Source organism: uncultured Parasphingorhabdus sp. (assembly GCF_963975735.1).
In the GTDB taxonomy this organism is placed as follows: domain Bacteria; phylum Pseudomonadota; class Alphaproteobacteria; order Sphingomonadales; family Sphingomonadaceae; genus Parasphingorhabdus.
The window spans coordinates 45,299-70,863 of the sequence record NZ_CAXBIA010000005.1 but is presented as its reverse complement, the minus strand read 5'-3'; the positions used below and the strand labels follow the sequence as shown (position 1 = coordinate 70,863).

27 protein-coding genes are annotated in these 25,565 nt (G+C 57.7%); 15 read left to right on the top strand and 12 right to left on the bottom strand.

Annotated features, from left to right (window positions below; genetic code table 11):
- Window positions 1-125: 125 nt before the first annotated feature.
- Both xth and ribA read left to right on the top strand, forming a co-directional pair.
- Window positions 126-920, top strand: coding sequence for an exodeoxyribonuclease III (xth, locus tag AACZ86_RS08350; RefSeq protein ID WP_339691316.1), 795 nt, complete (start codon window positions 126-128; stop codon window positions 918-920).
- Window positions 917-1,996, top strand: a complete 1,080-nt coding sequence (ribA, locus tag AACZ86_RS08345; RefSeq protein WP_339691315.1) for a GTP cyclohydrolase II — start codon at window positions 917-919, stop codon at window positions 1,994-1,996. Before xth ends, ribA begins: the two co-directional genes overlap by 4 nt.
- Before the next feature lie 189 nt (window positions 1,997-2,185).
- Here ribA and AACZ86_RS08340 read toward each other — a convergent pair whose 3' ends face one another.
- From AACZ86_RS08340 to AACZ86_RS08330, 3 genes are read right to left on the bottom strand one after another with little or no spacing between them, the layout of a single operon-like run.
- Window positions 2,186-3,016, bottom strand: coding sequence for an alpha/beta hydrolase (locus AACZ86_RS08340; RefSeq protein WP_339691313.1), 831 nt, complete (start codon window positions 3,014-3,016; stop codon window positions 2,186-2,188).
- A gap of 41 nt (window positions 3,017-3,057) precedes the next feature.
- Complete coding sequence (locus tag AACZ86_RS08335) at window positions 3,058-3,837, bottom strand: SDR family oxidoreductase (protein ID WP_339691311.1); 780 nt, start codon at window positions 3,835-3,837, stop codon at window positions 3,058-3,060.
- Window positions 3,834-4,163 carry a nuclear transport factor 2 family protein gene (locus AACZ86_RS08330; protein ID WP_339691309.1) on the bottom strand — a complete coding sequence of 110 codons (330 nt, stop codon included), beginning with the start codon at window positions 4,161-4,163 and terminating at the stop codon, window positions 3,834-3,836. The genes AACZ86_RS08335 and AACZ86_RS08330 overlap by 4 nt, the downstream gene beginning before the upstream one ends.
- A 106-nt stretch (window positions 4,164-4,269) precedes the next feature.
- Here AACZ86_RS08330 and AACZ86_RS08325 point away from each other — a divergent pair, with 106 nt between their 5' ends.
- On the top strand, window positions 4,270-5,178 hold the full coding sequence (locus tag AACZ86_RS08325; RefSeq protein ID WP_339691307.1) for a LysR family transcriptional regulator: 909 nt from the start codon (window positions 4,270-4,272) through the stop codon (window positions 5,176-5,178).
- Window positions 5,179-5,230: 52 nt separating this feature from the next.
- On the opposite strand, the gene ssb is transcribed toward AACZ86_RS08325, so the two are convergent.
- From ssb to AACZ86_RS08305, 4 genes are all read right to left on the bottom strand, one after another.
- On the bottom strand, window positions 5,231-5,764 hold the full coding sequence (gene ssb, locus AACZ86_RS08320) for a single-stranded DNA-binding protein (protein WP_339691304.1): 534 nt from the start codon (window positions 5,762-5,764) through the stop codon (window positions 5,231-5,233).
- 46 nt (window positions 5,765-5,810) lie between these two features.
- Window positions 5,811-7,670, bottom strand: coding sequence for a ferrous iron transporter B (locus AACZ86_RS08315; RefSeq protein WP_339691302.1), 1,860 nt, complete (start codon window positions 7,668-7,670; stop codon window positions 5,811-5,813).
- A gap of 3 nt (window positions 7,671-7,673) precedes the next feature.
- Entirely contained in the window at window positions 7,674-7,943 is a 270-nt protein-coding gene (locus AACZ86_RS08310) for a FeoA family protein (RefSeq protein WP_339691300.1), read from the bottom strand.
- Window positions 7,944-8,068: 125 nt separating this feature from the next.
- Entirely contained in the window at window positions 8,069-8,734 is a 666-nt protein-coding gene (locus AACZ86_RS08305) for a COQ9 family protein (RefSeq protein WP_339691298.1), read from the bottom strand.
- 130 nt (window positions 8,735-8,864) lie between these two features.
- On the opposite strand from AACZ86_RS08305, the gene AACZ86_RS08300 reads away from it, so the two are divergent.
- On the top strand, window positions 8,865-9,965 hold the full coding sequence (locus AACZ86_RS08300; protein WP_339691296.1) for an alkene reductase: 1,101 nt from the start codon (window positions 8,865-8,867) through the stop codon (window positions 9,963-9,965).
- 15 nt (window positions 9,966-9,980) lie between these two features.
- Here the strand turns inward: AACZ86_RS08300 and AACZ86_RS08295 are convergent, their stop codons facing one another.
- The gene (locus AACZ86_RS08295) at window positions 9,981-10,436 is read right to left on the bottom strand and encodes a DUF1465 family protein (RefSeq protein WP_339691294.1); all 456 of its coding nucleotides are present in this window, start codon (window positions 10,434-10,436) and stop codon (window positions 9,981-9,983) included.
- Window positions 10,437-10,595: 159 nt separating this feature from the next.
- Window positions 10,596-10,793: a DUF465 domain-containing protein gene (locus AACZ86_RS08290; RefSeq protein WP_339691293.1), complete on the bottom strand. Its 198-nt coding sequence runs from the start codon at window positions 10,791-10,793 to the stop codon at window positions 10,596-10,598.
- Window positions 10,794-10,986: 193 nt separating this feature from the next.
- On the opposite strand from AACZ86_RS08290, the gene AACZ86_RS08285 reads away from it, so the two are divergent.
- From AACZ86_RS08285 to ftsH, 6 genes are all read left to right on the top strand, one after another.
- Window positions 10,987-11,139 carry a YdcH family protein gene (locus AACZ86_RS08285; RefSeq protein WP_339691290.1) on the top strand — a complete coding sequence of 51 codons (153 nt, stop codon included), beginning with the start codon at window positions 10,987-10,989 and terminating at the stop codon, window positions 11,137-11,139.
- A gap of 108 nt (window positions 11,140-11,247) precedes the next feature.
- On the top strand, window positions 11,248-13,530 hold the full coding sequence (gene ptsP / locus AACZ86_RS08280) for a phosphoenolpyruvate--protein phosphotransferase (RefSeq protein WP_339691288.1): 2,283 nt from the start codon (window positions 11,248-11,250) through the stop codon (window positions 13,528-13,530).
- Window positions 13,531-13,702: 172 nt separating this feature from the next.
- Window positions 13,703-14,539 (top strand): RodZ domain-containing protein, encoded by an 837-nt coding sequence (locus tag AACZ86_RS08275; RefSeq protein ID WP_339691286.1) that lies wholly within the window; start codon window positions 13,703-13,705, stop codon window positions 14,537-14,539.
- 121 nt (window positions 14,540-14,660) lie between these two features.
- Entirely contained in the window at window positions 14,661-15,518 is an 858-nt protein-coding gene (locus AACZ86_RS08270) for a hypothetical protein (RefSeq protein ID WP_339691283.1), read from the top strand.
- A gap of 3 nt (window positions 15,519-15,521) precedes the next feature.
- Window positions 15,522-16,475, top strand: coding sequence for a tRNA lysidine(34) synthetase TilS (gene tilS / locus AACZ86_RS08265; RefSeq protein WP_339691281.1), 954 nt, complete (start codon window positions 15,522-15,524; stop codon window positions 16,473-16,475).
- Window positions 16,476-16,636: 161 nt separating this feature from the next.
- Window positions 16,637-18,589, top strand: a complete 1,953-nt coding sequence (gene ftsH, locus AACZ86_RS08260) for an ATP-dependent zinc metalloprotease FtsH (RefSeq protein WP_339691278.1) — start codon at window positions 16,637-16,639, stop codon at window positions 18,587-18,589.
- Between the two features lie 99 nt (window positions 18,590-18,688).
- On the opposite strand, the gene rpoZ is transcribed toward ftsH, so the two are convergent.
- Entirely contained in the window at window positions 18,689-19,036 is a 348-nt protein-coding gene (gene rpoZ / locus AACZ86_RS08255) for a DNA-directed RNA polymerase subunit omega (RefSeq protein WP_335653402.1), read from the bottom strand.
- A gap of 149 nt (window positions 19,037-19,185) precedes the next feature.
- Between rpoZ and AACZ86_RS08250 the strand changes: the two genes are divergently transcribed.
- Window positions 19,186-20,397 carry a phosphatidylserine/phosphatidylglycerophosphate/cardiolipin synthase family protein gene (locus AACZ86_RS08250; protein WP_339691274.1) on the top strand — a complete coding sequence of 404 codons (1,212 nt, stop codon included), beginning with the start codon at window positions 19,186-19,188 and terminating at the stop codon, window positions 20,395-20,397.
- 162 nt (window positions 20,398-20,559) lie between these two features.
- Window positions 20,560-21,651 (top strand): serine hydrolase, encoded by a 1,092-nt coding sequence (locus tag AACZ86_RS08245; RefSeq protein WP_339691272.1) that lies wholly within the window; start codon window positions 20,560-20,562, stop codon window positions 21,649-21,651.
- Window positions 21,652-21,654: 3 nt separating this feature from the next.
- Here AACZ86_RS08245 and AACZ86_RS08240 read toward each other — a convergent pair whose 3' ends face one another.
- The gene (locus AACZ86_RS08240) at window positions 21,655-21,861 is read right to left on the bottom strand and encodes a hypothetical protein (protein WP_339691269.1); all 207 of its coding nucleotides are present in this window, start codon (window positions 21,859-21,861) and stop codon (window positions 21,655-21,657) included.
- 90 nt (window positions 21,862-21,951) lie between these two features.
- Window positions 21,952-22,296 (bottom strand): hypothetical protein, encoded by a 345-nt coding sequence (locus AACZ86_RS08235; RefSeq protein ID WP_339691268.1) that lies wholly within the window; start codon window positions 22,294-22,296, stop codon window positions 21,952-21,954.
- Between the two features lie 236 nt (window positions 22,297-22,532).
- Between AACZ86_RS08235 and AACZ86_RS08230 the strand changes: the two genes are divergently transcribed.
- The 3 genes from AACZ86_RS08230 to AACZ86_RS08220 are packed head-to-tail and all read left to right on the top strand — an operon-like array spanning window position 22,533 to window position 25,551.
- A complete protein-coding gene (locus AACZ86_RS08230) occupies window positions 22,533-23,552 on the top strand; it encodes a metalloregulator ArsR/SmtB family transcription factor (RefSeq protein WP_339691267.1) in 1,020 nt (339 codons plus the stop codon).
- Complete coding sequence (metF, locus tag AACZ86_RS08225; RefSeq protein ID WP_339691265.1) at window positions 23,549-24,505, top strand: methylenetetrahydrofolate reductase; 957 nt, start codon at window positions 23,549-23,551, stop codon at window positions 24,503-24,505. Before AACZ86_RS08230 ends, metF begins: the two co-directional genes overlap by 4 nt.
- Window positions 24,502-25,551: a homocysteine S-methyltransferase family protein gene (locus tag AACZ86_RS08220; protein WP_339691262.1), complete on the top strand. Its 1,050-nt coding sequence runs from the start codon at window positions 24,502-24,504 to the stop codon at window positions 25,549-25,551. Before metF ends, AACZ86_RS08220 begins: the two co-directional genes overlap by 4 nt.
- The last annotated feature ends 14 nt before the right edge of the window (window positions 25,552-25,565 follow it).

Below are 25,565 nucleotides of genomic sequence, written 5' to 3'. Positions count from 1 at the left end.
TAGCCCCCACCTCCTTAATGCCCCCGGAGGTGGGGGTTTTACTTTTCCCCGACCAGCAAAATTACTACACAGCATGATTGCCTTTAGGCTTGGGTTTCTCGGCGAGCGTGGCTATCAGGCTCGGCATGAGTGATAGTCTGAAAATCGTCAGCTGGAATATTAACAGCATCCGTGCCCGTCTCGACATCGTCGAGCGCTTCCTGACCGAGGAAGCACCCGATGTTCTGTGCCTGCAGGAAACCAAGGTTCGCGATGACCAGTTCCCCGAAGGAATGTTCCGTCGCCTCGGCTATAATCATATGATCCTGCACGGCCAGCCAATGCACCATGGCGTTGCGATCATCAGCCGCGTGCCGCTGCACAAGGACGAACGCTTTGACTGGCAGAATAACGGCGAAGCCCGTCATGTCGGCGCGGTGCTGCAAAATGGCATAAGAATCGAGAATGTCTATATTCCTGCGGGCGGCGAAATCGCTGATCGCGAGATCAATCCCAAATTTGGCCAGAAACTCGATTTCTTCGGGCGGATGACCGAATGGTCGGCCAATCTCAAGGAGCCGACGATCCTGATGGGTGACTTTAACGTCGCGCCGCTCGAGTCGGATGTGTGGAGCCACAAGGCGCTGCTCAAGGTTGTCAGCCACACCCAGATCGAGATCGACCATCTATACGCAATGCGCGATGCCCATGGCTGGGTCGACGTCGGTCGCAAGCTGATCCCGGATCCCGAGCGGCTGTTCACCTGGTGGAGCTACCGCGCCAAGGACTGGCGGGCATCGGACAAGGGCCGCCGCCTCGACCATGTCTGGGTCAGCCCCGAACTCGGCGACAAGGCGGTCAGCCATTCGGTCCTCGAAGACGCGCGCAGCTGGGGCAAGCCATCGGATCACGCGCCATTGATCACGGAATTCAAATTTTGAACGCAGCGCCTCTGGACGAGGCCGACAAGGCTGCAGCCCGCCGGGCGGCACGCGCGATTGACGCGCTGCGACGCGGCTGGCCCATCGGCGTGGAAGCGGGGCGTGAACGCCTCAACCTGCTGCCGGTCGAAACCGGCAATCTGGAAGCGGCCTTGCCCTCTTCCGGTACGATATCCCTGCTCATCTCCGCCAGCCGCGCGGCGACGCTGAAACTGCTCAACCAGTTTGCCGCCGCCGACCCCAATCTGCCGATCCAGATCAGCCTGCCCGCGCCGGTAACGGCGGCCGAGATTATCGCCATCGTCGATCCGGTGCTCGACATGCAATATCCGATGAAGGGTCCTTTCCGCAGCGAAACATTGACCAATGCGCCAGCCGCCAGCGCAGCGATGGAACTGGCCCGCCACGGCGGTCTTCTGCCTGCGTTCGTCATTGTCGAAGATGCGGAAGATATCGCGCAGGCAGAGGATGCCGACGCCTATGCCGATTCCACCGCGCTGACGATCAGCGCCCATGCAAGACTTCCCGTCGCCGCCAATAGCGAAGCCCATATCTACGGCTTCCGCAGCGATGCCGACGCCACCGACCATATCGCGCTGGTCGTCGGCAAGCGCGACAACAGCACGCCGGTCGTCCGCCTGCACAGCGAATGCCTGACTGGCGATGTCCTCGGCAGCCTGAAATGCGACTGCGGCCCGCAACTCCACGCTGCGCTCGGCCAGATGACCGAGGCAAACTGGGGTGTCCTGCTCTATCTGCGGCAGGAAGGACGCGGGATCGGCCTGATCAACAAGCTGCGCGCTTATGCGCTGCAGGATCAGGGCTTTGATACGGTCGATGCCAACCAGCGGCTGGGCTTTGCGATTGATGCGCGGGATTTTTCGATCGCGGCGCGGATGCTGGATTTGCTCAACGTGCCCAAAGTCAAATTGCTGACCAACAATCCGGAAAAAGTGGAAGGGTTGGAAGCATGCGGCGTGACGGTCGAAGAGCGCCTGCCGGTCAAGATCGCCGCCAATCCCCACAATGAATTTTATCTCGACACCAAGCGCGACCGGACCGGGCACCAGTTGTGACATTCTAACGCCTGCTGTGGACGGACAACGCGGGCAAGGCTGACCATCAGCGGTCGCGGCATAATGGTCCAAAAGCTGCCTGGAGGGTGCCGAATTGAGCGATCAACACGGACTGCCGGTCTTGCTCAGCAAGCCGGCTCGCCCGTTACTTTTCCTCACATTGAGTTTACCTCACCAATGCCCGCTTGGTCAGCCTTCTATGAAAGCCAGCAAATCGGCGTTGATCGTGTCTGCGTTCACGGTCGCCATCCCGTGTGACAAATCCGGATAGACCTTGAGCTCGCCCTGGCTGAGGAGGTCGATGGCGAGCCTTGCGCTATTGTCGATGGGGACGATCTGGTCGTCGTCGCCGTGCATGATCAATGTCGGCACGTTCATGGCCTTGAGATCGTCTGTAAAATCGGTCTCGGAAAAGGCCTTGATGCCGTCATAATGGGCCTTGGCACCGCCCATCATCCCCTGTCGCCACCAATTGTCGATCACCGCCGGAAGCGGTTCCACATCCGGGCGATTGAAGCCGTAGAACGGCCCCGCGGCAAGGTCGCGGTAGAAGCTGGCGCGATCGGCGGCGAGCGAGGCGCGAAAGCCATCGAAAACCTCCATCGGCAAACCATTGGGATAGCTCTCCGTCTTGAGCATGATCGGCGGCACCGCCCCGATGAGAACCGCCTTGGCCACTCGTCCGGGTTCTGCCTGTGCAACATAGCGGGCGACCTCGCCGCCGCCGGTTGAGTGGCCGATATGGACCACGTCGCGAAGGTCAAGCGCTGCAACGACAGCCGCGACGTCCGCCGCATAATGGTCCATGTCATGGCCATCGGCGACCTGCAGCGAGCGGCCATGACCGCGGCGATCGTGCGCGACGACGCGATAGCCCTTGTTCACAAAGAAAAGCAGCTGCGCATCCCAATCATCCGAGCTCAGCGGCCATCCGTGATGAAACATGATTGGCCGGGCGTCCCTGGGGCCCCAGTCCTTGAAAAAGATTTCCACGCCGTCCTTGGTAGTAATGTAAGTCATAGTGTTGGTCCTTTTTGCACGAGTTAATTTGGGAGTGATTTCTAGCTTGTCGGTATCGTTCCACCGTCGATGACATATTCCGTGCCGGTAATGGTGGCGGCACGGTCCGAGGAAAGGAAGGCGACAAGGCTGGCTATTTCTTCCGGCGTCGATGGCCGGCCGATCGGCACGCCGCCAAGCGAATCCATGATCATCTGCTTGCCCTGATCGACGTCCACATGATGCTCGGCAGCGAGCCGTCTGGCCAAATCGACAGACGATTCGGTTTCGATCCAGCCGGGAGAGACACGCACCACACGAACTCCCCGGGGTGACACTTCCTTTGAAAGGCTCTTGCTATAGGTGGACAAAGCCGCCTTTGCCGCGGCGTATGCCGTCGTCGCCTCCGGCAGGGGCATTTGCCGTTGGATCGAAGTGACATGAATTACCACTCCCGAGCCGCGCGTCACCATGTCCGGCACGAGTTTGCGATCGAGCCGGACCGCTGGCATAAGATTCAGATCGAGTTCCTTTGACCATTGCTGGTCGTCGAGAGCGGCATAGCCCCCGGCCTGCGCCGACGAGCCGCCAAGCATGTGAACGATGATATCGACTCCTCCGAGTCGCTCGCGGACGGCAGCAGCCACGGTGGCGCAGCCGTCTGCCTGCGTAAGATCGGCTGCAACGAACTGTTTTTCCGGCATTCCGGCCGGCTTGCTGCGGGCTGTTGTGAGCACGCGCGCGCCAAGTTCTTCGAACAGGGTCACAGTTGCACCTCCGGCACCACGCGTGCCGGAAGTAATGAGAGCCCTTTTACCGTCCAGGGTCAAGAATTCTGTCATGGCACGATCTGCAGTTCGGCGATCTTGTCATCCCGGAGCATGAAGACGTAGCGCAGGTCCACCGGGCTTCCGGGAAAGTTGCCGACTAGATGACTGGAGACGACCACTCGGCCGCCCTCCTCGGCAATCGAAAATGGCTCGACCGTATAGCTATATTGCGTCGACGCATTCGCCATCCACTGCTCGATTGCATCGCGTCCGGCATAGGTATTGCCCTCGTCCACGACGACTGCGTCCTTGGTGAAACATTCGGATATTCCCTTCGGATCGGATTTCTTGTCTGCTGCAAAATATCGCGCGATCGCGTCTGGTAGTTCGATGGTCATGATGCGGTTCCTCTTGCATTGTTTGTCGTACAAACTCGATTTAGCGCGTTGACGTCGTCCGGATAAGTGGGATAAAACGGGATGAACAATTGCAAATTTAAGGATAATGATGAGCCATAATCTCACCGACTTCGATGCTGTGCTTGCGATAAGCCGCCGGGGCTCTTTTCGGGCGGCCGCGCTTGATCTGGGAATGTCGACAAGCGCCCTCAGCAATGCGATTGCCAAGCTGGAAGGCACGCTGGGTGTGCGCCTTTTCAACCGCACGACGCGAAGCGTGGCGTTAACCGAAGCGGGAAGACGATTCGTCGAGCAGGTGACCCCTGCCCTGAAAAACATCCATCAGGCCCTCGACGCTGTGCGTTCGCAGCAGACGACACCGTCAGGCACGCTCCGCATCAACACATTCCCTACGGCCGGGCGCGAAATCTTCTCCCCACTGGTGATCGAGTTTCTGCGGCGCTTTCCCGAGGTTCATATCGACGTGGTCACCGAGGGAAAGCTGGTGGACATCGTGGCGGATGGCTTCGATTTCGGCGTGCGAAGCGAGGAACTCGTCCCCACAGACATGATTGCGATCCCCCTAGGCCCACCGAGACGATACGCCGTGGTAGCCTCGCCAGCATATCTCGAAATGCGGGACAGGCCTCGCTCGCCAGCCGACCTCCTTGCACATCCCTGCGTGCGGGTACGGTTGCCGAATGGCGCGCTGTTTCGCTGGCTGTTTGAGGCCGAAGGGCAGCCTGTCCAGATCGACATCGACGGCCCTGTCACCCTGGACGAAGCCAGCCTCGCACGAATGGCCGTGCTCGAATCCGTCGGCATAGGCTTTTTGATGGAGTCCGACGTGCGCAGCGATATCGAGGAAGGTCGACTTGTGCGCCTTCTTGACGAATGGACGCCCCCTCTCTCGCCTCTCTGTCTCTACTATCCGAGCCGTCGCAATCCGCCTGCGGCCTTCCGGTTGTTTGTCGATCTCGCGCGTGAACTGGCGCGTTCGGCTAGCAATCCCTGACCGGCTACCAAACAGATTGGGTTGGCACTTTAGGAATGCTTCTTCGCGCGCCCTAGAACGGAACGTCGTCGTCCAGATCGCTGTCAAAAGCGCCACCGCCCTGACCGCCGCCGGAACCGCCGCCGGTCTGGCCCCAGCTGTCGTTTCCGCCGCCACCGCCGCCGGACGGTGCGCCGCCGCCTTGGCCGCCACCCCAGCCGTCGTTGGAGCCGCCACCCTGACCGCCGCCGCCCGGCTTGCTGTCGAGCATTTCCATTTTCGCGTCAAAGCCCTGCAGCACGACATCGGTCGAATAGCGGTCATTGCCGGACTGGTCCTGCCATTTGCGGGTCTGCAGCTTGCCTTCGAGATAGACCTTGCTGCCCTTGCGCAGATATTTTTCGGCAACGCCGGCCAGGCCTTCGTTATAGATCGAGATATTGTGCCACTCGGTCTTTTCCTTGCGTTCGCCGGTGGACTTGTCTTTCCAGCTTTCCGATGTCGCGACGCTGAAATTGCAGACTTTTCCGCCATTGGCGAAGGTACGCACTTCCGGATCCTTGCCCAGATTGCCTACGATGATGACTTTGTTGATGCCGCCGGCCATTTCAAATTCCCCAAAAATATTACGTGATTATCGATTCTTGAGGACTCTATAGACCGAGGGCGACGGCACTCCAATATGTAATACCGGCCGCAACGTAAGCGAGCGCAAAAAGATAGGCGAGCATGAAGATCGGCCAGCGCCAGCCGTTGGTCTCGCGCTTGGTCACGGCAATGGTCGAGATACATTGCGGGGCAAAGACGAACCAGGCGAGAAAGGCCAAAGCGGTCGGCAACGACCAGCGGCTTTGCAGACGCTCGGTCAGGGATTTGGCTTCTGCTTCCTCATCCGGCGCATCAATCGCATAAGTGGTGGCCAGCGCGGCGACCGCGACTTCGCGAGCGGCCATCGCCGGGATCAGGGCAAGCGCGATATCGCGATTGAAACCGATCGGTTCGACCACAGGGGCAATGACGTTGGCGATCCGCCCGGCGACGCTATAGTCGACCTGGCTCATTGCGCTGTCTTCCGGCACTTTCGGAAATGTGAGCAGGAGCCAGAGAACCACGGTGGCGGCGAAGATGATCGTACCGGCGCGGCGCAGGAAGATCCAGGCGCGCTGCCACAGGCCGATCAATATGTCGCGCAGGTTCGGCAGCTGATATTTCGGCATCTCCATCAGGAAACCGCTGTTCGGCCCCTTGGTCACCGTCGACCGCAGCACCAGCGCCACGATCATCGCGCCGACGATTCCCAGAATATAAAGCCCGAACAGCACCAGTCCTTGCAACCCGATACCCGGGCCGACGGTGGTTGGCGGAATGAATGCGCCGATAATAATCGCATAAACGGGCAGACGCGCCGCGCAGGTCATCAAGGGAGCGACCAATATGGTGGTCAAACGGTCCCTGGGATCGGAAATGCTACGTGTCGCCATGATGCCGGGAATGGCGCAGGCGAAGGAGGACAACAGCGGAATGAAGCTGCGGCCCGACAGGCCGACGCTGGCCATCAGCCGATCCATAATGAAGGCGGCGCGGGTCATATAGCCGCTGGCTTCGAGCAGCAGGATGAACAGAAACAGGATCAGAATCTGCGGCAGGAACACCACAACCGAACCGACACCGGCAATGGCGCCTTCGATGATGAAGTCACGCACGAAGCCAGGCATCATATTCGATTCGACGGCTGCAGCGACCCATTCGCTGGCGCTTTCGATCCAGCCAATCGGCGCCTCTGACCAGGCGAACACCGCCTGAAACATGATGAAAAGCACCGACAGCAGAATCAACGGTCCGACAAAGGGATGGAGAAACAGACTGTCGGCTCGCTCTGACCAGCGGCGGCCAGCGGTTTCGGAAATAATCGCTTGGTTGGCAATCAGCTTGGCCTGCTGGCGCAAACCGTGATCGCGTTCCTGCGCGACGATCGGTTTGAAACCGTCCTGCTTGAGCTTGAGACGGTTGTCCACGGCAGCAGATAAATCATCCAGACCGCGCCGGCGTACCGCGACGGTCGGAACCACGGGAACGCCGAGGGCTTTCTCCAGCTTCGCCGGGTCGAGCGTCAAACCGTCCCGTTCCGCCAGATCCATCATGTTCAGCGCCACCACGACCGGATGGCCGAGCGCGATCACCTCGAGTGCGAAGCGCAAATGATTGTCGAGGTTGGCGGCGTCGAGCACCAATATGATCATGTCGGGCCTGCGCTCGCCCTTTTGCAATCCCATGATGACGCCGCGCGTCACCTCTTCGTCGGGACTGGTCGGATCGAGACTGTAGCTGCCGGGCAGGTCGACCAGTTCGGCAGGTCGGCCATCGGCAAAGGCAAAATGACCGGATTTGCGCTCGACGGTGACGCCGGGATAATTGGCGATCTTCTGCCGGGCACCGGTCAGCGCGTTGAACAAGGCGCTTTTGCCAGAATTGGGGTTGCCCGCGAGGACAATGAGAGGAGCGATTTCAGACATCAATCAGGCGGCGATCGTTACCGCGACCGGCTGCACCGATATCGCCTGCGCGTGCGCTTTGCGGATTGCTATCATCATCCGCCCGACTTTCAGCGCAATCGGATCATTCAGACCGAACATGCCCTTGTGCAATTTCTCGACCGACACGCCTTCGTCAATGCCGAGCGCCCGCAAGCGGCGGCCCTCGCTATCGGAGATGGCTGCCCAGTCAATCGCCACTATTTCAGCATTTTGCTTGAGTGACAGCTGGTCGAGGGTTGTCGGTATTTGCATATCTCGCAACGAGGCCTTTCTAATTGCGATTGATTATCAATATTGATTACGCTTGGCGAGTCTTTTTGTCAGATTATGCCGGGTTGCTAATGCCAAGTCGGGGCAGGAAGCCACACTATGTCGTATCAGGCGCCGCGATAGCGTAGCCGGCCGACGAAGCGCGCCATGCTGAACCGGTCACCGCCCCGGCCTGTGACCTTGGCTTTGACCTTCTCGAACTGCATGACATTTTCGATCCGGCGATCCAGAAACGCGCGGGTTTCGGAATAGCCTTCGCTTTCATCATCCAGAAAGACGCTGATCGTGCTGCCGTAAACCCCGGACAATAGAGTCCGCTTGGTATAATGATTATAGTCGGTCGCGGTATCGCCGGCGAGCCGCCACATCTTGTCGGCCGCGCGCCAGCCCATTTTTGCCGCCCTGCGCAAATGGGGCGGAGCCGCCAAAATCGCGAGGGCACGCCGTAATCCTTCGCGATCTGCCTCGAGCGCTTCCAGACGGGCTTCGACCAGCGCCTTGATCCGTTGCCGTATTTTCATCGCGCCAAGTTCGTCGGCGCTATATTTCGCCGCCATTTGCGCATCAACTGCCTGAAACCACGCGTCGATCATATCGACCGGTCCGTCATTAAACGCGAGTCTTGCAAGATCTTTATCGACGCCAGCCAGTTCCGCGGCGGACAAGACCGCCTTCTCGTTCCAGCCGTCAAACGCCGCCTGTGCGGCCAATCCCGGCGCCAGAAAGGCGCGCACTTCATCCAGGGTAGGATCTTCGGGAAGCGATACGGACATGGGTGTTCCTTTGAAATCAGAGCTATCAATATAGACAGAAATTGCTTCGGTTCAAACCATTGCATTCGGATGCATGGTCTCTTAACTGTCTGATTAACAATTCAGGCCTTCAGTTTCAGGGAATTCCATCTTGACCACATTGTTCGATCCGATCACCATTGGCGCCATCGAGGCCCAGAACCGCATGTTCATGGCTCCGCTTACCCGCTGTCGCTCGACAATGGAATTTGTCCCCACGCCGATCATGGGTGACTATTATACCCAGCGCTCCGGCGCCGGCATCATCATTTCAGAAGCCACCGGAATCAGCCAGCAGGGCCTGGGCACACCATTTGCGCCGGGCATCTGGAATGAGGCGCAGACCGAAGCGTGGAAACCGGTTATCGAGCGGGTTCACAAGGCCGGTGGCAAGATCATCTGTCAGCTCTGGCACATGGGCCGGATCGTCCATCCCGATTTCCTCGGTGGTGAGAAACCCGTCTCCGCTTCCGCGACGACCGCACCGGGCAGCGTCCGGACCTATCAGGGCAAGAAAGACTATGCCGAAGCGCGGCCATTGGAAATCTCCGAAATCCCCGCTCTTCTCGATGATTATCAGAATGCCGCAGAGAACGCCAAAAAGGCCGGATTTGACGGGGTGCAGCTGCACGCCGCGAACGGCTATCTGATCGACCAGTTCATCCGTTCCGGCACCAATTTGCGGACCGACGAATATGGCGGACCGATCGAAAACCGTATCCGCCTGCTCGGCGAAGTGACCCAGCGACTGGTCGATGTCTGGGGCAGCGACCGGGTTGCCGTGCGCCTGTCTCCTAATGGCGATTCCCAGGGTGCGGATGATGCAACCCCGATCGAAACCTTCACCGCTGCGGCCAAACTGCTCGACTCGATCGGCATTGCCTTTCTCGAGCTGCGCGAGCCACCTGCCCACGGCACTTATGGCAATACCGATGTGCCACCAGTCAGCCCGAATATCCGTCCGGTGTTCAAGGGCCCGCTTGTGCTCAACAGCGACTATTTTTATGACAATGCGACGGCAGCGCTGGCCGAGAACAAGGCCGATGCGATCAGCTTTGGCCGGACGTTCATGACCAATCCCGATCTGCCCGAACGGTTCCGCAAGGGTGCCGAACTCAACCCGATCGACTTTACGCCGACATGGTATAGCCAGGGTCCCGAGGGATATACCGACTATCCGACGATGGAAGAAAAAGAGACGGCGTCTGCCTGAACGAATATCGTTCGGCTAGAAGCTGTTTTCCAGACGGCGGAACATGTCCTGAACCGCTGACTCGGCTTCCATTTCCTGCTGCAGGCGCGCCGAAAGGCGTTGCAGGCGCTGGAACAGTTCCTCGCTCGCCACAATGATCTGACGGGCTTCCTCCGGAAAGCGATCGACCATCGGCTGGTCGGTCGCCGGCGCATAGCCGAGCGCGCGATCGTGATTCCACATTTCGCCTTCGGTCAATTCTCCGCTGTGCAAGGCTTTCTGGTTCAGCAACCACGCGATGCAGTGCATCAGCCGTGTGGTCACTTTCAGCGACTCACAGGAAAAGGCAACGGCAAGATTGGTGTCATCGCTGCATTCGTCGCTGAATCGGCCCGATTCAAAATAGGACCGGGCTTCATCTGCCAACACCATTGCTTCGGTGTAAAGCGCGTCCATCAATTTCACGGTCAATAGTGATTCACGATCTGCCATTTTTGCTACGTAGCAAAATATTACCCTTTATGGACAGATGATTTCGAGCATCAGACTGGCCCCGGAGAGTGCTGTTCCAAACTGATACGCGGGCGCTGATGGAGTTAACTGGTGGATAGTTATAGTTAACAAATCTACAACCCGCCAACAGCTTGAGCCTCAGGCAATAATGTCGGGAATGAGCTGATTTTCAATCAATATAATGCGGTCGCGCAATTGCAATTTTCTCTTCTTGAGACGGGCCGCCCGGAGCTGATCGGCATTGCCTGCCTCGACCAGCGCGGTAATGGCCTCGTCGAGATCGCGATGTTCAATCTTCAGCAGTTCAAGCCGCATTTGCAACTCTTCATCGCTCATCCCCATTCCGGTTCAATCTCACCCCTTGCGTAGTTCCACCAATTTTGTAATCTTACCCCTATTCATGGTTCATGTCGAAACCAAGACAATAAAATCATGAAGCCAAATCCGCACCGGAATTTGGCAACAGCAGCAGGAAAGGAAGCTTTCGTCCTCTTTCAATTCCAAGTTCAACATTTTTGAGGAGACTTTAATGATTCAGAATCACATGTCAGCACTGCGCGACAAGCATGAAGCGCTCGAACGCCAGATCAATGAAGAAGAAACCCGCCCCCTTCCCGACACGATTCGAATCCACAATCTCAAGAAAGAAAAACTCCGATTGAAAGAAGAACTGCTGAATTGAGCGGGTATCGGCAAGGCCGCTCAAACTGACCAGATAGCGTATATCTGTTTTGTCGCCGGGCCGTTTTTCGATATCGCACTTACTTAGCCTTTCTGCTAGGCGAACGTCATGCCCGCAACAGATCCCGCCAGTACCAAGACCGCCCGCAGCATCCTGACCGGCCTGCGGGCGATCATGGCGTCGCGCAGCCATCCCGAAGCCAAACTGAACCAGGTGGTCGAAACGATCGCCGACGCGGTGAGCAGCGAAGTCTGCTCGATCTACCTGCGCCGGGAAGGCGTTCTGGAACTGTTTGCCACCCACGGACTCAACCCCAAAGCGGTTCACGTGACCAAGCTCGCGATGGGCGAAGGCCTTACCGGCTATATTGCCAAAAATGTCGAAACGCTGAATCTTGACGAGGCGGCCAGCCATCCCGATTTCCAATATCGTCCGGAAACCGGCGAAGAAAAATTCCACAGCTTTGCCGGCGTGCCGATCATCCGCAACCAGCAGGCCATCGGTGTTCTATGCGCCCAGCATGCCGAACCGCGCCGCTATTCCGAAGTAGAAATCGAAGCGTTCCAGACCGCCGCAATGGTCTTGTCGGAACTGATCACCAGCGCCGAATTTGTCGACGACAATTTCGCTGACGAAACCGCGACGCTCGACAATGCCGCCAATCGCCTCAGCGGGTTGCAACTGGTCAAGGGCAAGGCCAGCGGTCACGCGGTTTTCCATCAGCCACGGGTCAAAATCGAACATACGGTCGCGGAAGATACCGAGGCGGAACGCCATCGGGTCTATTCCGCGTTCGACAAGATGCGGGCCCAGATCGACCTGATGACCAGTCAGGCGGAATTCGGTGTCGGCGGCGAGCATGAGGAAGTGCTCCAGACCTACAAGATGTTTGCTTATGACGAAGGCTGGAGCCGGCGCATCAATGAAGCGATCGACAGCGGCCTGACCGCCGAAGCGGCGATCGAAAGAGTGCAGCAGCATACAAGGATGCGGATGCGGCAGATTGATGATCCGCTTCTGGCCGAGCGCATGCATGATCTGGAAGATCTGGCCAACCGGCTGCTGCGCACCGTTTCCGGCCAAATGGGCACTGCGGCAAAAATGGGTTTGCGGCAGGACACGATCCTGATTGCCCGCAATCTGGGTCCGGCAGAGCTGCTCGAATATGACCGGCGCAGGCTGAAGGGCGTGGTCCTCGAGGAAGGTTCGCTAACCGCCCATGTCACGATCATTGCCCGCGCGATGGGCATCCCCATACTCGGCCAGGTAAAGAACATCCGGCAAGTCGTCCGCGAGGACGATCATCTTTTGCTCAACGTCGATGATAATGTCGTGTTTGTAAGACCTGGCCCGTCGGTCGAGGAGGCGTTTGAAGCACAGCTGGAGCTAAGCCAGAAGAAACGTGCCGCATATTCCGAATTGCGCGACAAGGAAGCCATTACCAAAGACGGCGTCCGGATCACCGTCAATGTCAACGCCGGCCTGCGGGATGACCTGGCGCTGCTCAATCTGACCGGTGCCGACGGCATCGGACTGTTCCGGACCGAATTCCAGTTTCTCGTCGCCGCGACCATGCCCGGCCGAACCGCGCAGACCCGCTTCTACCGCGATGTGCTGGACGCCGCAGGCGACAAACCGGTCATATTTCGCACCGTCGATATCGGCGGCGACAAACCGCTCCCTTATTTTCAGGCCAGCGAATCCAAAGAAGATAATCCAGCCATGGGCTGGCGCGCGATCCGGATCGGTCTTGAACGGGATGCGCTGATGAAAGTTCAGGCGCGGGCCTTGATAGAGGCGGCGGCTGGGCGGAAGCTGAATATCATGTTCCCGATGATCGCGGAGCCATGGGAATTTGATGAAGCCAAGGCGGTATTCGAACATCAGCGCGCCTATCTGCAAGGTCAGAAAAAACGCCTGCCGTCGCAAATCCGCTATGGTGCCATGCTCGAGGTCCCTGCCCTGGCAGAATGTCTGGATCTGATGGCAGACCGGCTCGATTTCCTTTCGATTGGCACCAATGATCTGACCCAGTTTCTTTTTGCTGCAGACCGGAGCAATCCGAAACTTGCCGAGCGGTTTGACTGGATGAGTCCGGCAATTCTCAGATTCATACGGCGCGCCTCGGAAAATGCAGAACGCTACGCTATTCCTCTCGGCATTTGCGGAGAAATGGGTGGTCGTCCTCTGGATGCACTGGCGCTTCTCGGGCTGGGCATTCGCAGCCTGTCGATCACACCGGCGTCGGTTGGACCGATCAAGGCGATGGTTCGTTCACTCGACCTCGGCCAGGCAAAAATCGAGATCGAAGCGATTTTGAAAGAAGCGCCAGCCCAACCGCGAGCGCGGCTCGAACAATGGGCAATTGAGCGCAACGTCGACCTGGATTGATCCCTGTTCCGGCAATTAGCGGCAAATCGGTGACGGAAGAGATCAAAATCGTAAAATGCGGTACATATACCACGATAGTCATTGACTTTTGTCGCCCAAACTGGCTTTTTTTGTAAATTATCCGGGGGTGTGCGAAAAGGGTCGCAGAATGATCCGGCCAAAGGAGTATGAAGTGGCCGAAGAAACCAAAGATGACGAGAATGTCGAGCTGACTTTGCACGCCACAGGCGCATTATTACGCCAGGCGCGCGAGCAGAAAAACATGTCGCTGGAAGAGATCGCAAAAAAAACCAGAATTCCGCAACGCCATCTGGCGTCGCTGGAAAGCGGTGATTTTGAAGCGCTTCCCGGACGAACTTATGCAATCGGCTTTGCCAAATCCTTCGCCCGAACGGTCGGACTGAGCGACGCATCCATCGGCAGCCAGTTGCGCGAGGAAATGGAAGAACAGGGACACGGGACCTACCAGCCGGAGCTGAGCGAATATGATCCCGCCAACCCCTCCAGTATTCCGCCTCGCTATCTGGCATGGACCGCAGCCGGCATTGGTGCCCTGGTGCTCGTCGGTTATCTGGTCTGGCGCACTTTGATCCTCAATCCCGGCGAGATTACCGAGATCGCGGAAAATGAAACCGCAACCGAAATAGCAAGCGCTACGGGAAATCCCAATGCGCAGAATCTCGAAACGGGTGGCCCGACACCCTCCAGCCAGGGAACGGTTGTCTTGACCGCGACCCAGAATGTCTGGTTGAAAATCTATGACGGTGAGGGCAAGCGCCTGTACGAAAACGAAATGGCCGCCGGCGAGACATTCACTGTTCCGGCTGATGCCGACGATCCCCAGATTCTGACCGGGCGCCCCGATGCGCTGACCGTCACGATCGATGGCCAGGTTGTCCCGCAACTGGGCACGGCGGAGCGGACAATCAAGGATGTCGGGGTCAGCGCGGCGGCGTTGCTTGCCCGGGGAGAAGCCAGCGGTCCGGCTGTCGATTTATCGACTGATTGAGAATCGCACAAGCCGACATGTTGACGGGAATGGGTGGAAAACCGCCGGTTTCCGGTTATAATTTTCTTTACTTTTCAGGCTAGTATATGGTTAATATACGCCAAATTCAGCGGAGGCTTCGATGAAGACATTGGGTATCACAATCCTGCTCACCAGCTTGCTCGTCAGCACACCGGTGGCGGCACAAGATGCAAATACAGGTAAGCGCGTCGATCGCCTCGAACAAGAAATGCGCGCGGTCCAGCGCAAGATATTCCCCGGTGGCACAGGCCGCTATTTCGAACCCCAGATCACGGCCGAGACCGGCCCCGCGTCATCCGGGACAACGAATACGACGTCGGCTGTCACCGACCTTATCGCCCGCGTTGACGCGCTCGAGCGCAGTCTGGCGAACCTTACCGGCCAGGTCGAGGAAAACGGATACCGGCTGAAGAAAATCGAGGATCGTTTGGCCGCGACGGAAGCGCCGGCGGTTAGCGCGACGACCACGGGTACGAACGGATCTACACCCACGGTAGCCGCACCGGAGGCTGCACCCGATCCCCAGCGGGTTGTCGGCGTCGCTGCGATCGTCATGCCCGACACCGGGGACGCTGCCGAAGATGCCTATATTTATGGCTATCGGTTGTGGGACGCAAAATTCTATCCCGAAGCCCAAACCCAGCTGAAGAAAATGGCCGATGAACATTCCGGCCATCGGCGGGCCAGCTACGCTCAAAATCTGCTGGGCCGCGCCTATCTCGATGATGGCAAGCCGGCGCTGGCTTCGGTTGCCCTCTATGAAAATTACCAGAAGCGCCCCCGCGGCGAACGGGCACCGGACAGTCTCTATTTTCTGAGCACGGCGCTGGTGCAACTGGGCAAGAAAGCCGATGCCTGCCGGGTTCTGGCAGAAATGCAGGATGTCTATCCGGATGTGGCCAGTGGCCGGCTTGCTGACCGGGTCGCATCGGGCAAGGCCGCCGCCAACTGCAAGTAGCTGATGGACAACGAAACCGCCTCGCTAAAAGAAGATTTTGCAGAGGCATTTTATCGGCTGATTCCGGCATTTGAATCGAATGGCGAGAAGCTGGGGCTGGCCGTTTCCGGCGGGCCCGACAGTCTGGCTCTGCTATTGCTGGCATTTGACGTCTTTCCGGGCAGGATTGCCGCAGCGACCGTCGATCATGGCTTGCGCCCTGCGGCAACGACCGAAGCCGAATTTGTCGCCTCGCTATGCCGCGAACGAGGCATAGCCCACGACATATTGCGACCCGTTGTGCCGATCCGCGGCAGCATCCAGAGCGCGGCCCGGCACGCACGCTACGGACTGCTGCACGACTGGATGAAGGAAAATGACATCCATTGGCTGGCAACCGCCCATCATGCGGATGATCAGCTGGAAACCATGATCATGCGGATATTGCGCGGCAGCGGGATCGACGGGATGTCGGGTATAAGGGAGAAACGGGCCAATATTATCCGCCCGCTGCTTCATTTCCGGAAATCGGCCCTGATTGCCTATGTCGCCAGCCAGGGCATCGAAGCGGTCGATGATCCCTCCAATCGCGATCAGGGTTTCGACCGGGTGCGGGTGCGACAGGCGCTAAAGGATCTGGAAGGATTTGATACCAGTCTCGCCAGTCAGAGCGCGAGCGCATTGGGCTCGGCCCGTGAGGCTATCGAGTGGCACGTCGAGCAGCTTGCCGCGGAGCATATCAAAACCGCAGATAGCGGGTGTTCGCTCGAAAAAACCGCTTTCCCGCACGAGATTCAGCGGCGTCTGCTGCTCAAATGCCTGCATATTTGCGATGTTTCCCTGTCCCCTCGCGGCAGCCAGATTGACCAGACAATCATCGCTCTGGAACGGGGTGAAACCGTCACTCTCGGCAATATTTTATGCCGCGGCGGAGAGAATTGGGCCTTCCAGACCGCTCCGCAGCGCCGGAACAGCTAAATTCCCCGACGCTTGCCCGCCCAGCTCCGATTACACTGATCGGTAAAAACATTGGCGTCCATATTGTCATCCTCGGGAAAAGGACTATCTTTAGGTAAATGAGAATATTGCGTATGATGCCCATCATCCGCGACAACAATGATTACAGGACAAGATGCGCAATGAATGACGAACAGGATCCGAAAGAAAACCCGTGGATGAAGAGCATGTTCATCTGGGCTGGCGTCATCATCGCGCTTCTGCTCACTGTTTCAATGTTTGGTGCAGGTGCCGCAAGTGACGCGGGAACAGGTATCAGCTATTCCTCTTTCCGCAACAAGGTTGAAGAAGGCAGCGTCAAAAGCGTTGCCATCGCGCCGGACCAGATCACCGGCGAACTTACCAATGGCGACAAATTCTCGACCACACCGGTCGGCAACGATCCGTCGCTGGTAAACCTGCTCGATGAAAAGGGCGTCGAATATAGCGGCAAGGCTCAGGAACAGGCGAGTATCTGGCAGATCATTCTGGTCCAATCCCTGCCCTTCCTGCTGATCCTCGGCATCGCCTTTTTTGTGCTGCGCCAGATGCAAAAAGGCAGCGGCTCCGGAGCCATGGGCTTTGGCAAGTCCAAGGCGAAGCTTCTGACCGAAAAACAGGGCAAGGTAACCTTTCAGGACGTCGCCGGGATTGATGAAGCCCGCGAAGAGCTGGAAGAGATCGTCGAATTTCTGAAGAATCCCGGCCGTTTCGCCAAGCTTGGCGGCCAGATACCGAAAGGCGCGCTGCTTGTCGGTTCGCCTGGTACCGGTAAAACCCTGCTGGCTCGCGCCATTGCGGGCGAAGCCGGCGTACCGTTTTTCTCCATCTCCGGTTCCGATTTTGTCGAAATGTTTGTGGGCGTCGGCGCCAGCCGTGTCCGTGACATGTTCGAGCAAGCGAAGAAAAACGCGCCGTGCATCGTCTTCATAGACGAAATCGATGCCGTCGGTCGTCATCGTGGCGCCGGTCTCGGCAACGGCAATGACGAACGCGAACAGACGCTGAACCAGCTACTGGTCGAGATGGATGGTTTTGAAGCCAATGAAGGTATCATCATCATCGCTGCAACCAACCGTCCCGACGTGCTGGATCCTGCTCTGCTGCGTCCCGGCCGTTTTGACCGTCAGGTTGTCGTCCCACGCCCCGATATCGAAGGACGCGAAAAGATTCTGGCAGTCCATATGAAGAAGGTGCCGCTGGCGCCCGACGTCGACCCGCGCACCATTGCACGCGGCACGCCCGGTTTCTCTGGCGCTGATCTGGCCAATCTGGTCAACGAGGCTGCCCTGATGGCGGCTCGCCGCGGCAAACGGATGGTCGCGATGAGCGAGTTCGAGGATGCCAAGGACAAGGTCATGATGGGCACCGAGCGCAAGTCGATGGTGATGACCGAAGACGAGAAGAAAATGACCGCCTATCACGAAGCCGGTCATGCTCTGGTCTCCGTGCACGAACCGGCCTCTGATCCGATCCACAAGGCGACGATCATCCCCCGTGGCCGTGCGCTTGGTATGGTCATGCGCCTGCCCGAACGCGACAATTACAGCTACCACCGCGACAAGATGCACGCCAATCTGGCGGTGTCGATGGGCGGCCGCGTCGCCGAGGAAATCATCTTCGGCTATGACAAGGTCTCGTCCGGCGCATCCGGCGATATCCAGTACGCGACCAAACTCGCTCGCGACATGGTCACCCAGTGGGGCATGTCGGACCTGATGGGGCCGTTGCAATATGAAGAGGAACAGGGTGAAACCTTCCTCGGCTATTCTCAGTCCCAGCGCGTCCATATGTCGGACGAAACCGCTAAGAAGATCGATCTGGAAATCCGCAAGCTGATCGACGACAGCTATGACCGTGCGAAGCATGTGCTGACCACGAACGAGAAGCAACTCCATGCCCTCGCCAATGCGTTGCTCGAATATGAGACGCTGTCCGGCGAAGATATCGACGAGCTGGTCGAAACCGGCAAGCTGTCGCGCCCGAATGGAGAGGTTGTCAAGCCGGCTGCCGTTCCTTCTGCCGGCGCGAGCATCCCGAAGGCGGGACGGAAGAAAAAAGGCCCGTTTGGCGATCCCAAACCGCAAGGCGCTTAACCCCCGCCTGCCAATGACAGAATAAGAAAAGGCCGCCCGGAATATTTCCGGCGGCCTTTTCTTTTGTCTCGAATAATCTTGCGCGGTGACGCGGCTTGCTTACCGGCGACCATAGTCTCCGGAAACACCGGCGCTGCGTGGTGGTGCAGCGGCGGTCAAGCGAAGCGCTTCAGCCGACTGGCTGATCGAACCGATTTCATCCGGCGTATCATCATCGTCGATGAGAACCTTCTGCAGCGACTGGATCAGGCTTTCTTCCAGATCCTTCGGCTTGACGGTTTCTTCTGCGATTTCGCGCAGCGCCACAACCGGGTTTTTATCACGATCGCGGTCAACAGTCAGCTCTTCGCCGCCTGAAATCTCACGTGCGCGCTGGGCAGCGAACAACACCAGATCAAACCGGTTTGTTACTTTATCGACGCAATCTTCAACGGTAACGCGAGCCATAAGCCGCTCCTGATTCTGCAAAATATTGGAAAAGAAGCCTGCATCTAGGGATATCAGCTGGATTTGTCAACAAATCCGGTGTGCTGTGAACATTCATAAACAATCTAATGGTTTGTCGGTACGCCGGTGATAATCTATGCCTCCCAGCCATGGAAAGCGTCACCGCCAACAACCCGATATTGCCATCCGATCCGCCAATATGGCTTGGCGTCGGCGAGAATCGCTTGCGACTGGTCCGCGCCGCCGCGGAACGTCTCGCCGCGCTGGTGAACATGATCGAAAGAGCGGAAAAAAGCCTCAAGCTTTTCTTCTACATGTTCGAGGATGACCGCACCGGCCGGAGAATTCTGGATATATTGATCGCCGCCTGCGAACGCGGCCTGGCCGTCGAAATGATGGTCGACAGCTTCGGTTCAAACGGTACATCGCGAAGTTTTTTTGATCCGCTGATCGAAGCGGGCGGAAAATTCAAGATTTTCAGCCCGCGCTTTTCGACCAGCTATTTTGTCCGCAACCACCAGAAAATGATCATCGCCGATGATTGCTGCGCGCTGATCGGCGGATTCAACATTGCCGACGCCTATTTTGACATGGCCCAGCAAAACGGAGAGAGCCTCCCGGTCGGCGATAGCTGGGAAGATCTCGGCCTCGAAATCGAAGGGCCCGAAGTCAGAAATCTCGCCAACTATTACCGGCTGTTGTCCGACTGGGTCTATCGCGACAATGGCAATATCCGTTCGCTGCAAAAAATGGTGCGGCACTGGAAGGCCGGTGACGGCCAGTTTCGCTGGCTGCTCGGCGGACCGAGCAATCGTCTGAGCCGCTGGGCGTGGGCGATCAAGAAAGATCTCGAGAATGGCAGCAGGCTCGATCTCGTCTCCGCCTATTTTTCGCCGGGACAAGGCCTTTTGCGCCGCATTGGCAGAATATCGAAACGTGGCGGGGAGAGCCGGATCATCTTGCCCGGAAAAACCGATAATGCGGCGACGATCGGTGCCAGCAGATTATTGTACGGATATCTGCTGAAGCGCCATGCCCGTCTGTTCGAATATCACCCCAAGCGGCTGCACACCAAATTGGTGGTTGTCGACGATGCGGTCTATATCGGCTCCGCAAATTTCGATTTGCGCAGCCTGTATATCAATGTCGAGATGATGTTGCGGGTCGAAGATGCCGCATTTGCCGGTCATGCGCGCAGCGTGATCGACATCATTCACGAGCAGACAGAGGCGATCACACCGGAACTGCACAAGTCGCGCCGGTCCTTTCTGAACCGGCTGCGCTGGACCATATCCTACTTTGTCGTGAATACGCTCGACTATAGTGTTACCCGCCGACTCAATTTCGGAATCAAGAAATAGCTCCGCCTTTTTCGCATTCGGGCCAATTTCCGGACCAACTTCACCATTCTGTCGCAGGACAAGAATCGTTCATCGCAATTCGCGGTTATGACTCTGTTAAGACAGAGCCACGTAGCTAGGAGGAGCGATGAGTATTCCAATATCAGATGATCGGCAGTGCATATGACCCAGTTTCGGTATATTTTCACATTGCTGCTAACCACCATATTGGCCGCATGCGTGTCCGCTCCCGACCGGCCATCGGTTCAACGGGACACACCCCCGCCCCCGACATATAAAAATCCCGCGCCAACGGAAACGCCGCGCGCCACTGCGTCGCGTGACCGCCCCGATCCGGCGCTGGTCCGCGAAATTGCCGATCTTTGGCGGAGCTTCCCGGGCACAACGGGGATTGCAGTCAAGCGGATCGACGGTGACTGGGAAATCGGTCACAGGATGGATCAATATTTCCCGCAGCAGAGCGTCTCCAAACTCTGGGTCGCGCTGACCCTGCTCGACAAAATCGATCAGGGCCGCGCCTCCTTGTCGGATTCCATCCGCATCGGCAAAGAAGATTTGACGCTATTCCACCAGCCCATGGCGGCGGAAGTCGAAAAGAACGGTGCCGTCGTAAAGTCTGTCTACACCTTGCTTGAGCAAGCATTGGCGAGCAGCGACAATACGGCAAATGACGCTCTGCTCAATCATGCAGGCGGGCCGGAAGCCGTGCGCAAGTTCATCGCAAAAAACGATCTCGGGAAAATCCGCTTCGGCCCTGGTGAACGCTTGTTGCAGAGCGGCATCGCCGGAATGGAATGGCGGCAGAATCTGTCCTACGGGCGTACATTCTATGCAGCCCGGGCAAAAATACCGGTCGAGCAACGACGCCAGTCGCTCGACGCCTATCTCGCCGATCCGGTCGACGGGGCAAGTCCGCAAGCGATTGTTCGCGCGCTCGACAAACTGGCCCGCGGCAAGCTGCTGTCGGAAAATTCGACCAATTTGCTGCAATCGATATTGAAACGGACGAGAAGCGGGCCGAACCGGCTTAAGGCAGGCGTTCCTGCCGGTTGGGAATTTTTGCACAAAACCGGCACCGGTCAGGTGCTTGGCCCGGTCGCAACCGGATATAATGATATCGGTATCATGACGGCGCCGGACGGCACCCGCTATGCCGTGGTCGTGATGCTGGGCGATACGACCGCATCCATCCCGGAACGGATGCGGCTGATGCAGTCGGTGACCCGGGCCGTTGCCCGTTACCACCCGGGCTGATCGCTATTCGCTATCGGCGGCCGGTGCCGGTGTGGCCGTCTCCGGTGTATCGATTGCTTCAGGCGGACTATTGCGCTCGTCGAGCATCTTTGCCGCTTCATCCAGTGCCTTTGCCTCGCCGATGGTAACGCCACCGGGGCCGGGATCATTCTCGGCAGGACCGCAAGCAGCCAGTCCGGTCAATATCATGATGCTGACTATATTTTTCATGCCGTCTCCATAATGCCAATCCGGACTGAGCCAAAGACAAAAAAAAGGGCCACCCGGGGGCAGCCCTTTTTTCTAAATCTCGCTAAAAATTTAGTTGAGTTCTTTTTTCGCAGCGGCAGCGGCTTTGTCTACTGCAGCATTCGCAGCATCTTTAGCAGCTGAACCGGCTGCTGATGCAGCTTCACCAGCGGCTACAGCAGCTTCACCAGCGGCATCAGCAGCAGCACCGGCTTCAGCAGTCGCGTCAGCAGCAGCTTCGCCCATGGCGTCGGTTGCGCCTTCAGCGGCATCCATTGCATCATCAGCAGCTTCTTCAGCGGTTGCTTCTGTGCCTTCTACGGCTTCTTCTACACCGGTTTCAGCATTGTCAGCGCCGGAGCAAGCAGCCAAGCCAAGTGCAGCGGCCAAAACGATTGATGTTGTAACTTTTTTCATTGGGGTAAACCTTTGTTATATTCCTCAAAAAACCAAGCAGGGCGAGAGGCGTTCTACCGCCAATGTCCTACGGTGGACGTATCTAGCGTTTTGGCCGAACGAACGCAATGAAGAACCTGATGTGACATTTTCATGACCTGTAAATTCTACTGTCATCGCGATCTCCGACAAATATTAAACGCGGAAAATCAAGTCGATTGACCAGATATAAAGATTTCTTTATATAGTAATTCGACATGGATCATATCTTAAACATTTTCAGAGCACTTGCCGACCCTACGCGGTTGCGAATCGTGCTGTTGCTGCAAAAAATGGAACTGGCTGTCGGTGAACTTGCACAGATACTGAACCAGAGTCAGCCACGGATTTCACGCCACATCAGAATATTGGATGAAGCCGGACTGGCTGAGCGGCGAAAGGAAGGGAGCTGGGTTTTCCTGAAACCCGGCCCCGCATCCGAGCTGGAGATACTGGGCCGCATTTTCCGGTCTGACAAGGTGGCCAAGTCGGAACAGGCGATGCAGGACCAGGCGCAGCTTTCATTGGTCCGCAAAGCCCGCGCCGAGATGGCGGAACGCTATTTTTCCGCGCATGCCGAGGAATGGGATGCGATCCGCTCGCTGCACCTGCCCGAAGCAGAAGTCGAACGGGCGATGCTCGTCTTGCTGAAAGATGCGCAGCTCGGCAAGATGCTGGATATCGGGACCGGGACGGGGCGGATGGTCGAACTGTTCGGGCCGTCAGCCCAATCGGTCATCGCGCTCGACAAAAGTCCGGAGATGTTGCGGCTGGCCCGGGCAAAATTGCTCGAAAGCGAAGCCGCCAACGGATCGGCTCTGGTACAGAAAACGGAATTGAAACAGGGCGACTTCAACCAGCTGCCGGTGGAAAATTGCGCGGTCGATAGCGTCATTCTCCATCAGGTCCTGCATTATGCCCAGCATCCCGAAGCGGTGCTTGTCGAAGTGTCGCGGGTATTGAAATCCAACGGTTTCGTCCTGATCGCAGATTTTGCCGCCCATGACCGGGAGGATTTGCGCACCGAACATGCGCACGCACGTCTGGGCTTTAGCGATGACAGCATGAAACGCTGGCTCACCGCCTCGAAGCTTGAACTGGTGCAAACCAGAACCCTTGATGGGGGTGAACTGACGGTAAAGATCTGGGTCGCCAGAAAGCCGGCCATAACCAGCCTGCATCCCGACGCCGACAAAGCGGCCTCTCGGTCTGAAAATTTGAAAAGAGCAACAGCATGAACAACACCACACGGCCAATGGGCTTCAACGAGCTGGAAGAAGCCAAACGGGCGCTGGATGTGCCGCTGTTCGCGGGACTGAGCGGGGACGCCGATGTCTCGTTCGAATTTTTCCCGCCAAAATCGGAAAAAATGGAAAAAACCCTGTGGGATAGCGTGGTCACTCTGGAGCCGCTCAATCCGCGATTTGTTTCGGTCACTTATGGAGCCGGCGGCACCACGCGCGAACGCACCCATGCTACGGTCGCCAGGATCGCCAAAGAAACCAATATTCCTGCAGCGGCCCATCTGACCTGCGTCGGCGCAAGCAAAGCGGAAATCGCCGAGGTTGCGAAATCCTATTGGGAGGCGGGCGTTCGCCATATAGTCGCTTTGCGCGGCGATCCGCCGTCGGAGGGTCAGGCCTTCGAACCGCATCCGCAAGGCTATGCCAGCGCTGCGGAACTGGTAAAAGGCCTGAGCGACATTGCGCCGTTCGAAATATCGGTCGCCGCCTATCCGGAGACCCATCCGGAAGCCGACTGCCCGCAAACCGACCTCGACAATCTGAAGCGCAAGCTGGATGCCGGGGCAAGCCGGGCGATCACGCAGTTCTTCTTTACCGCAGAGGCCTTTTTCCGCTTTCGCGATGCTGCGGCCGCAGCCGGTATCGACGCCGAGCTGGTTCCCGGCATTCTGCCGGTTTCCAACGTCGCCCAGACCCGCAAATTTGCCGGCATGTGCGGCGCCGAAATTCCCGGCTGGATGAATGACCTGTTCGAGGGTCTGGATGACCATCCTTCGGCGCGGCAATTGATCGCCGCCACGGTGGCAGCGGAATTGTGCCGCAAGCTTTATGCCGGTGGCGTTCGCCAGTTTCATTTTTATACGCTCAACCGGGCCGAACTCAGCTACGCGATTTGCCACTTGCTCGGCAAGCGCCCGAATGGGGCCCGCCAGGAGAAAGCAGCATGACCAGCGCGCGCGAACAATTGCAGAAACTGGCTGCGGAACGCATCCTCGTATTTGATGGCGGCTATGGCACCGCGATCCAGAATTACCGGCTTGGCGAAGAGGATTATCGCGGCAGTCTCGACCTCACCGATGACCAGAAGGGCAATAATGATCTGCTCAGCCTGACCCGTCCGGATATTATCGAGGCCATTCACACATCCTATCTCGAAGCGGGCGCCGACATTATCGAAACCAACACGTTCAGCTCTACCGAGATCAGCCAGGCCGATTATGGCTGCGAGCATCTGGTTCGCGATCTCAACGTCAAGTCCGCAGAAATCGCCCGTGCGGCCTGCGACAAGGCCGAAGCCAGGGATGGCCGCCCGCGCTTTGTCGCCGGATCCGTCGGCCCGACCAACAAGACCCTGTCGCTGTCGCCCGACGTGAACGATCCCGGTTTCCGCGAAATTGAATATGATTATCTGAAAGGCGTTTACCGGGCGCAATGCGATGCCCTGATCGACGGTGGTGTCGACTTCCTGTTGATCGAGACGATCTTTGATACGCTCAACGCCAAATGCGCTGGCATGGCGGCGATGGAAGCGGCAGAAGCAAGCGGGCGGGACGTGCCGTTAATGATATCGATGACCCTGACCGACCTGTCGGGTCGCAATCTCTCCGGCCATACGGTCGAGGCTTTCTGGCACGCGGTCCGGCATCTCAAGCCGCTGACCATCGGGCTCAACTGTTCTTTCGGAGCGGACCAGCTCAGGCCGCATCTGGCGATGCTGTCGAAAGAGGCGAACGCGCTGATCATGGCCTATCCCAACGCTGGCCTGCCCAATGATCTAGGCGAATATGACGAAATGCCGCAAGAGACGGCGGAATTAATCGGCGATTGGTTGAAAGACGGTCTGGTCAATATCGTCGGCGGTTGCTGTGGCACCACACCGGAGCATATTGCCGCCATTGCCGGTGCCGTGGCTGACCAGGAACCGCGCAAGATACCGAAGATTACTGTCAGGACACGTCTGTCGGGTCTCGAACCGTTCACGATGGCGGCATGAGCCGAGCGTAATCA

Coding starts and splice junctions, on each gene's coding strand:
- xth (WP_339691316.1), top strand. CDS start 126: ATGAGTGATAGTCTGAAAATCGTCAGCTGGAATATTAACAGCATCCGT.
- AACZ86_RS08340 (WP_339691313.1), bottom strand. CDS start 3,016: ATGACTTACATTACTACCAAGGACGGCGTGGAAATCTTTTTCAAGGAC.
- AACZ86_RS08335 (WP_339691311.1), bottom strand. CDS start 3,837: ATGACAGAATTCTTGACCCTGGACGGTAAAAGGGCTCTCATTACTTCC.
- AACZ86_RS08330 (WP_339691309.1), bottom strand. CDS start 4,163: ATGACCATCGAACTACCAGACGCGATCGCGCGATATTTTGCAGCAGAC.
- AACZ86_RS08325 (WP_339691307.1), top strand. CDS start 4,270: ATGATGAGCCATAATCTCACCGACTTCGATGCTGTGCTTGCGATAAGC.
- ssb (WP_339691304.1), bottom strand. CDS start 5,764: ATGGCCGGCGGCATCAACAAAGTCATCATCGTAGGCAATCTGGGCAAG.
- AACZ86_RS08315 (WP_339691302.1), bottom strand. CDS start 7,670: ATGTCTGAAATCGCTCCTCTCATTGTCCTCGCGGGCAACCCCAATTCT.
- AACZ86_RS08310 (WP_339691300.1), bottom strand. CDS start 7,943: ATGCAAATACCGACAACCCTCGACCAGCTGTCACTCAAGCAAAATGCT.
- AACZ86_RS08305 (WP_339691298.1), bottom strand. CDS start 8,734: ATGTCCGTATCGCTTCCCGAAGATCCTACCCTGGATGAAGTGCGCGCC.
- AACZ86_RS08295 (WP_339691294.1), bottom strand. CDS start 10,436: ATGGCAGATCGTGAATCACTATTGACCGTGAAATTGATGGACGCGCTT.
- AACZ86_RS08290 (WP_339691293.1), bottom strand. CDS start 10,793: ATGAGCGATGAAGAGTTGCAAATGCGGCTTGAACTGCTGAAGATTGAA.
- AACZ86_RS08285 (WP_339691290.1), top strand. CDS start 10,987: ATGATTCAGAATCACATGTCAGCACTGCGCGACAAGCATGAAGCGCTC.
- ptsP (WP_339691288.1), top strand. CDS start 11,248: ATGCCCGCAACAGATCCCGCCAGTACCAAGACCGCCCGCAGCATCCTG.
- AACZ86_RS08270 (WP_339691283.1), top strand. CDS start 14,661: ATGAAGACATTGGGTATCACAATCCTGCTCACCAGCTTGCTCGTCAGC.
- tilS (WP_339691281.1), top strand. CDS start 15,522: ATGGACAACGAAACCGCCTCGCTAAAAGAAGATTTTGCAGAGGCATTT.
- ftsH (WP_339691278.1), top strand. CDS start 16,637: ATGAATGACGAACAGGATCCGAAAGAAAACCCGTGGATGAAGAGCATG.
- rpoZ (WP_335653402.1), bottom strand. CDS start 19,036: ATGGCTCGCGTTACCGTTGAAGATTGCGTCGATAAAGTAACAAACCGG.
- AACZ86_RS08250 (WP_339691274.1), top strand. CDS start 19,186: ATGGAAAGCGTCACCGCCAACAACCCGATATTGCCATCCGATCCGCCA.
- AACZ86_RS08245 (WP_339691272.1), top strand. CDS start 20,560: ATGACCCAGTTTCGGTATATTTTCACATTGCTGCTAACCACCATATTG.
- AACZ86_RS08240 (WP_339691269.1), bottom strand. CDS start 21,861: ATGAAAAATATAGTCAGCATCATGATATTGACCGGACTGGCTGCTTGC.
- AACZ86_RS08235 (WP_339691268.1), bottom strand. CDS start 22,296: ATGAAAAAAGTTACAACATCAATCGTTTTGGCCGCTGCACTTGGCTTG.
- AACZ86_RS08230 (WP_339691267.1), top strand. CDS start 22,533: ATGGATCATATCTTAAACATTTTCAGAGCACTTGCCGACCCTACGCGG.
- metF (WP_339691265.1), top strand. CDS start 23,549: ATGAACAACACCACACGGCCAATGGGCTTCAACGAGCTGGAAGAAGCC.
- AACZ86_RS08220 (WP_339691262.1), top strand. CDS start 24,502: ATGACCAGCGCGCGCGAACAATTGCAGAAACTGGCTGCGGAACGCATC.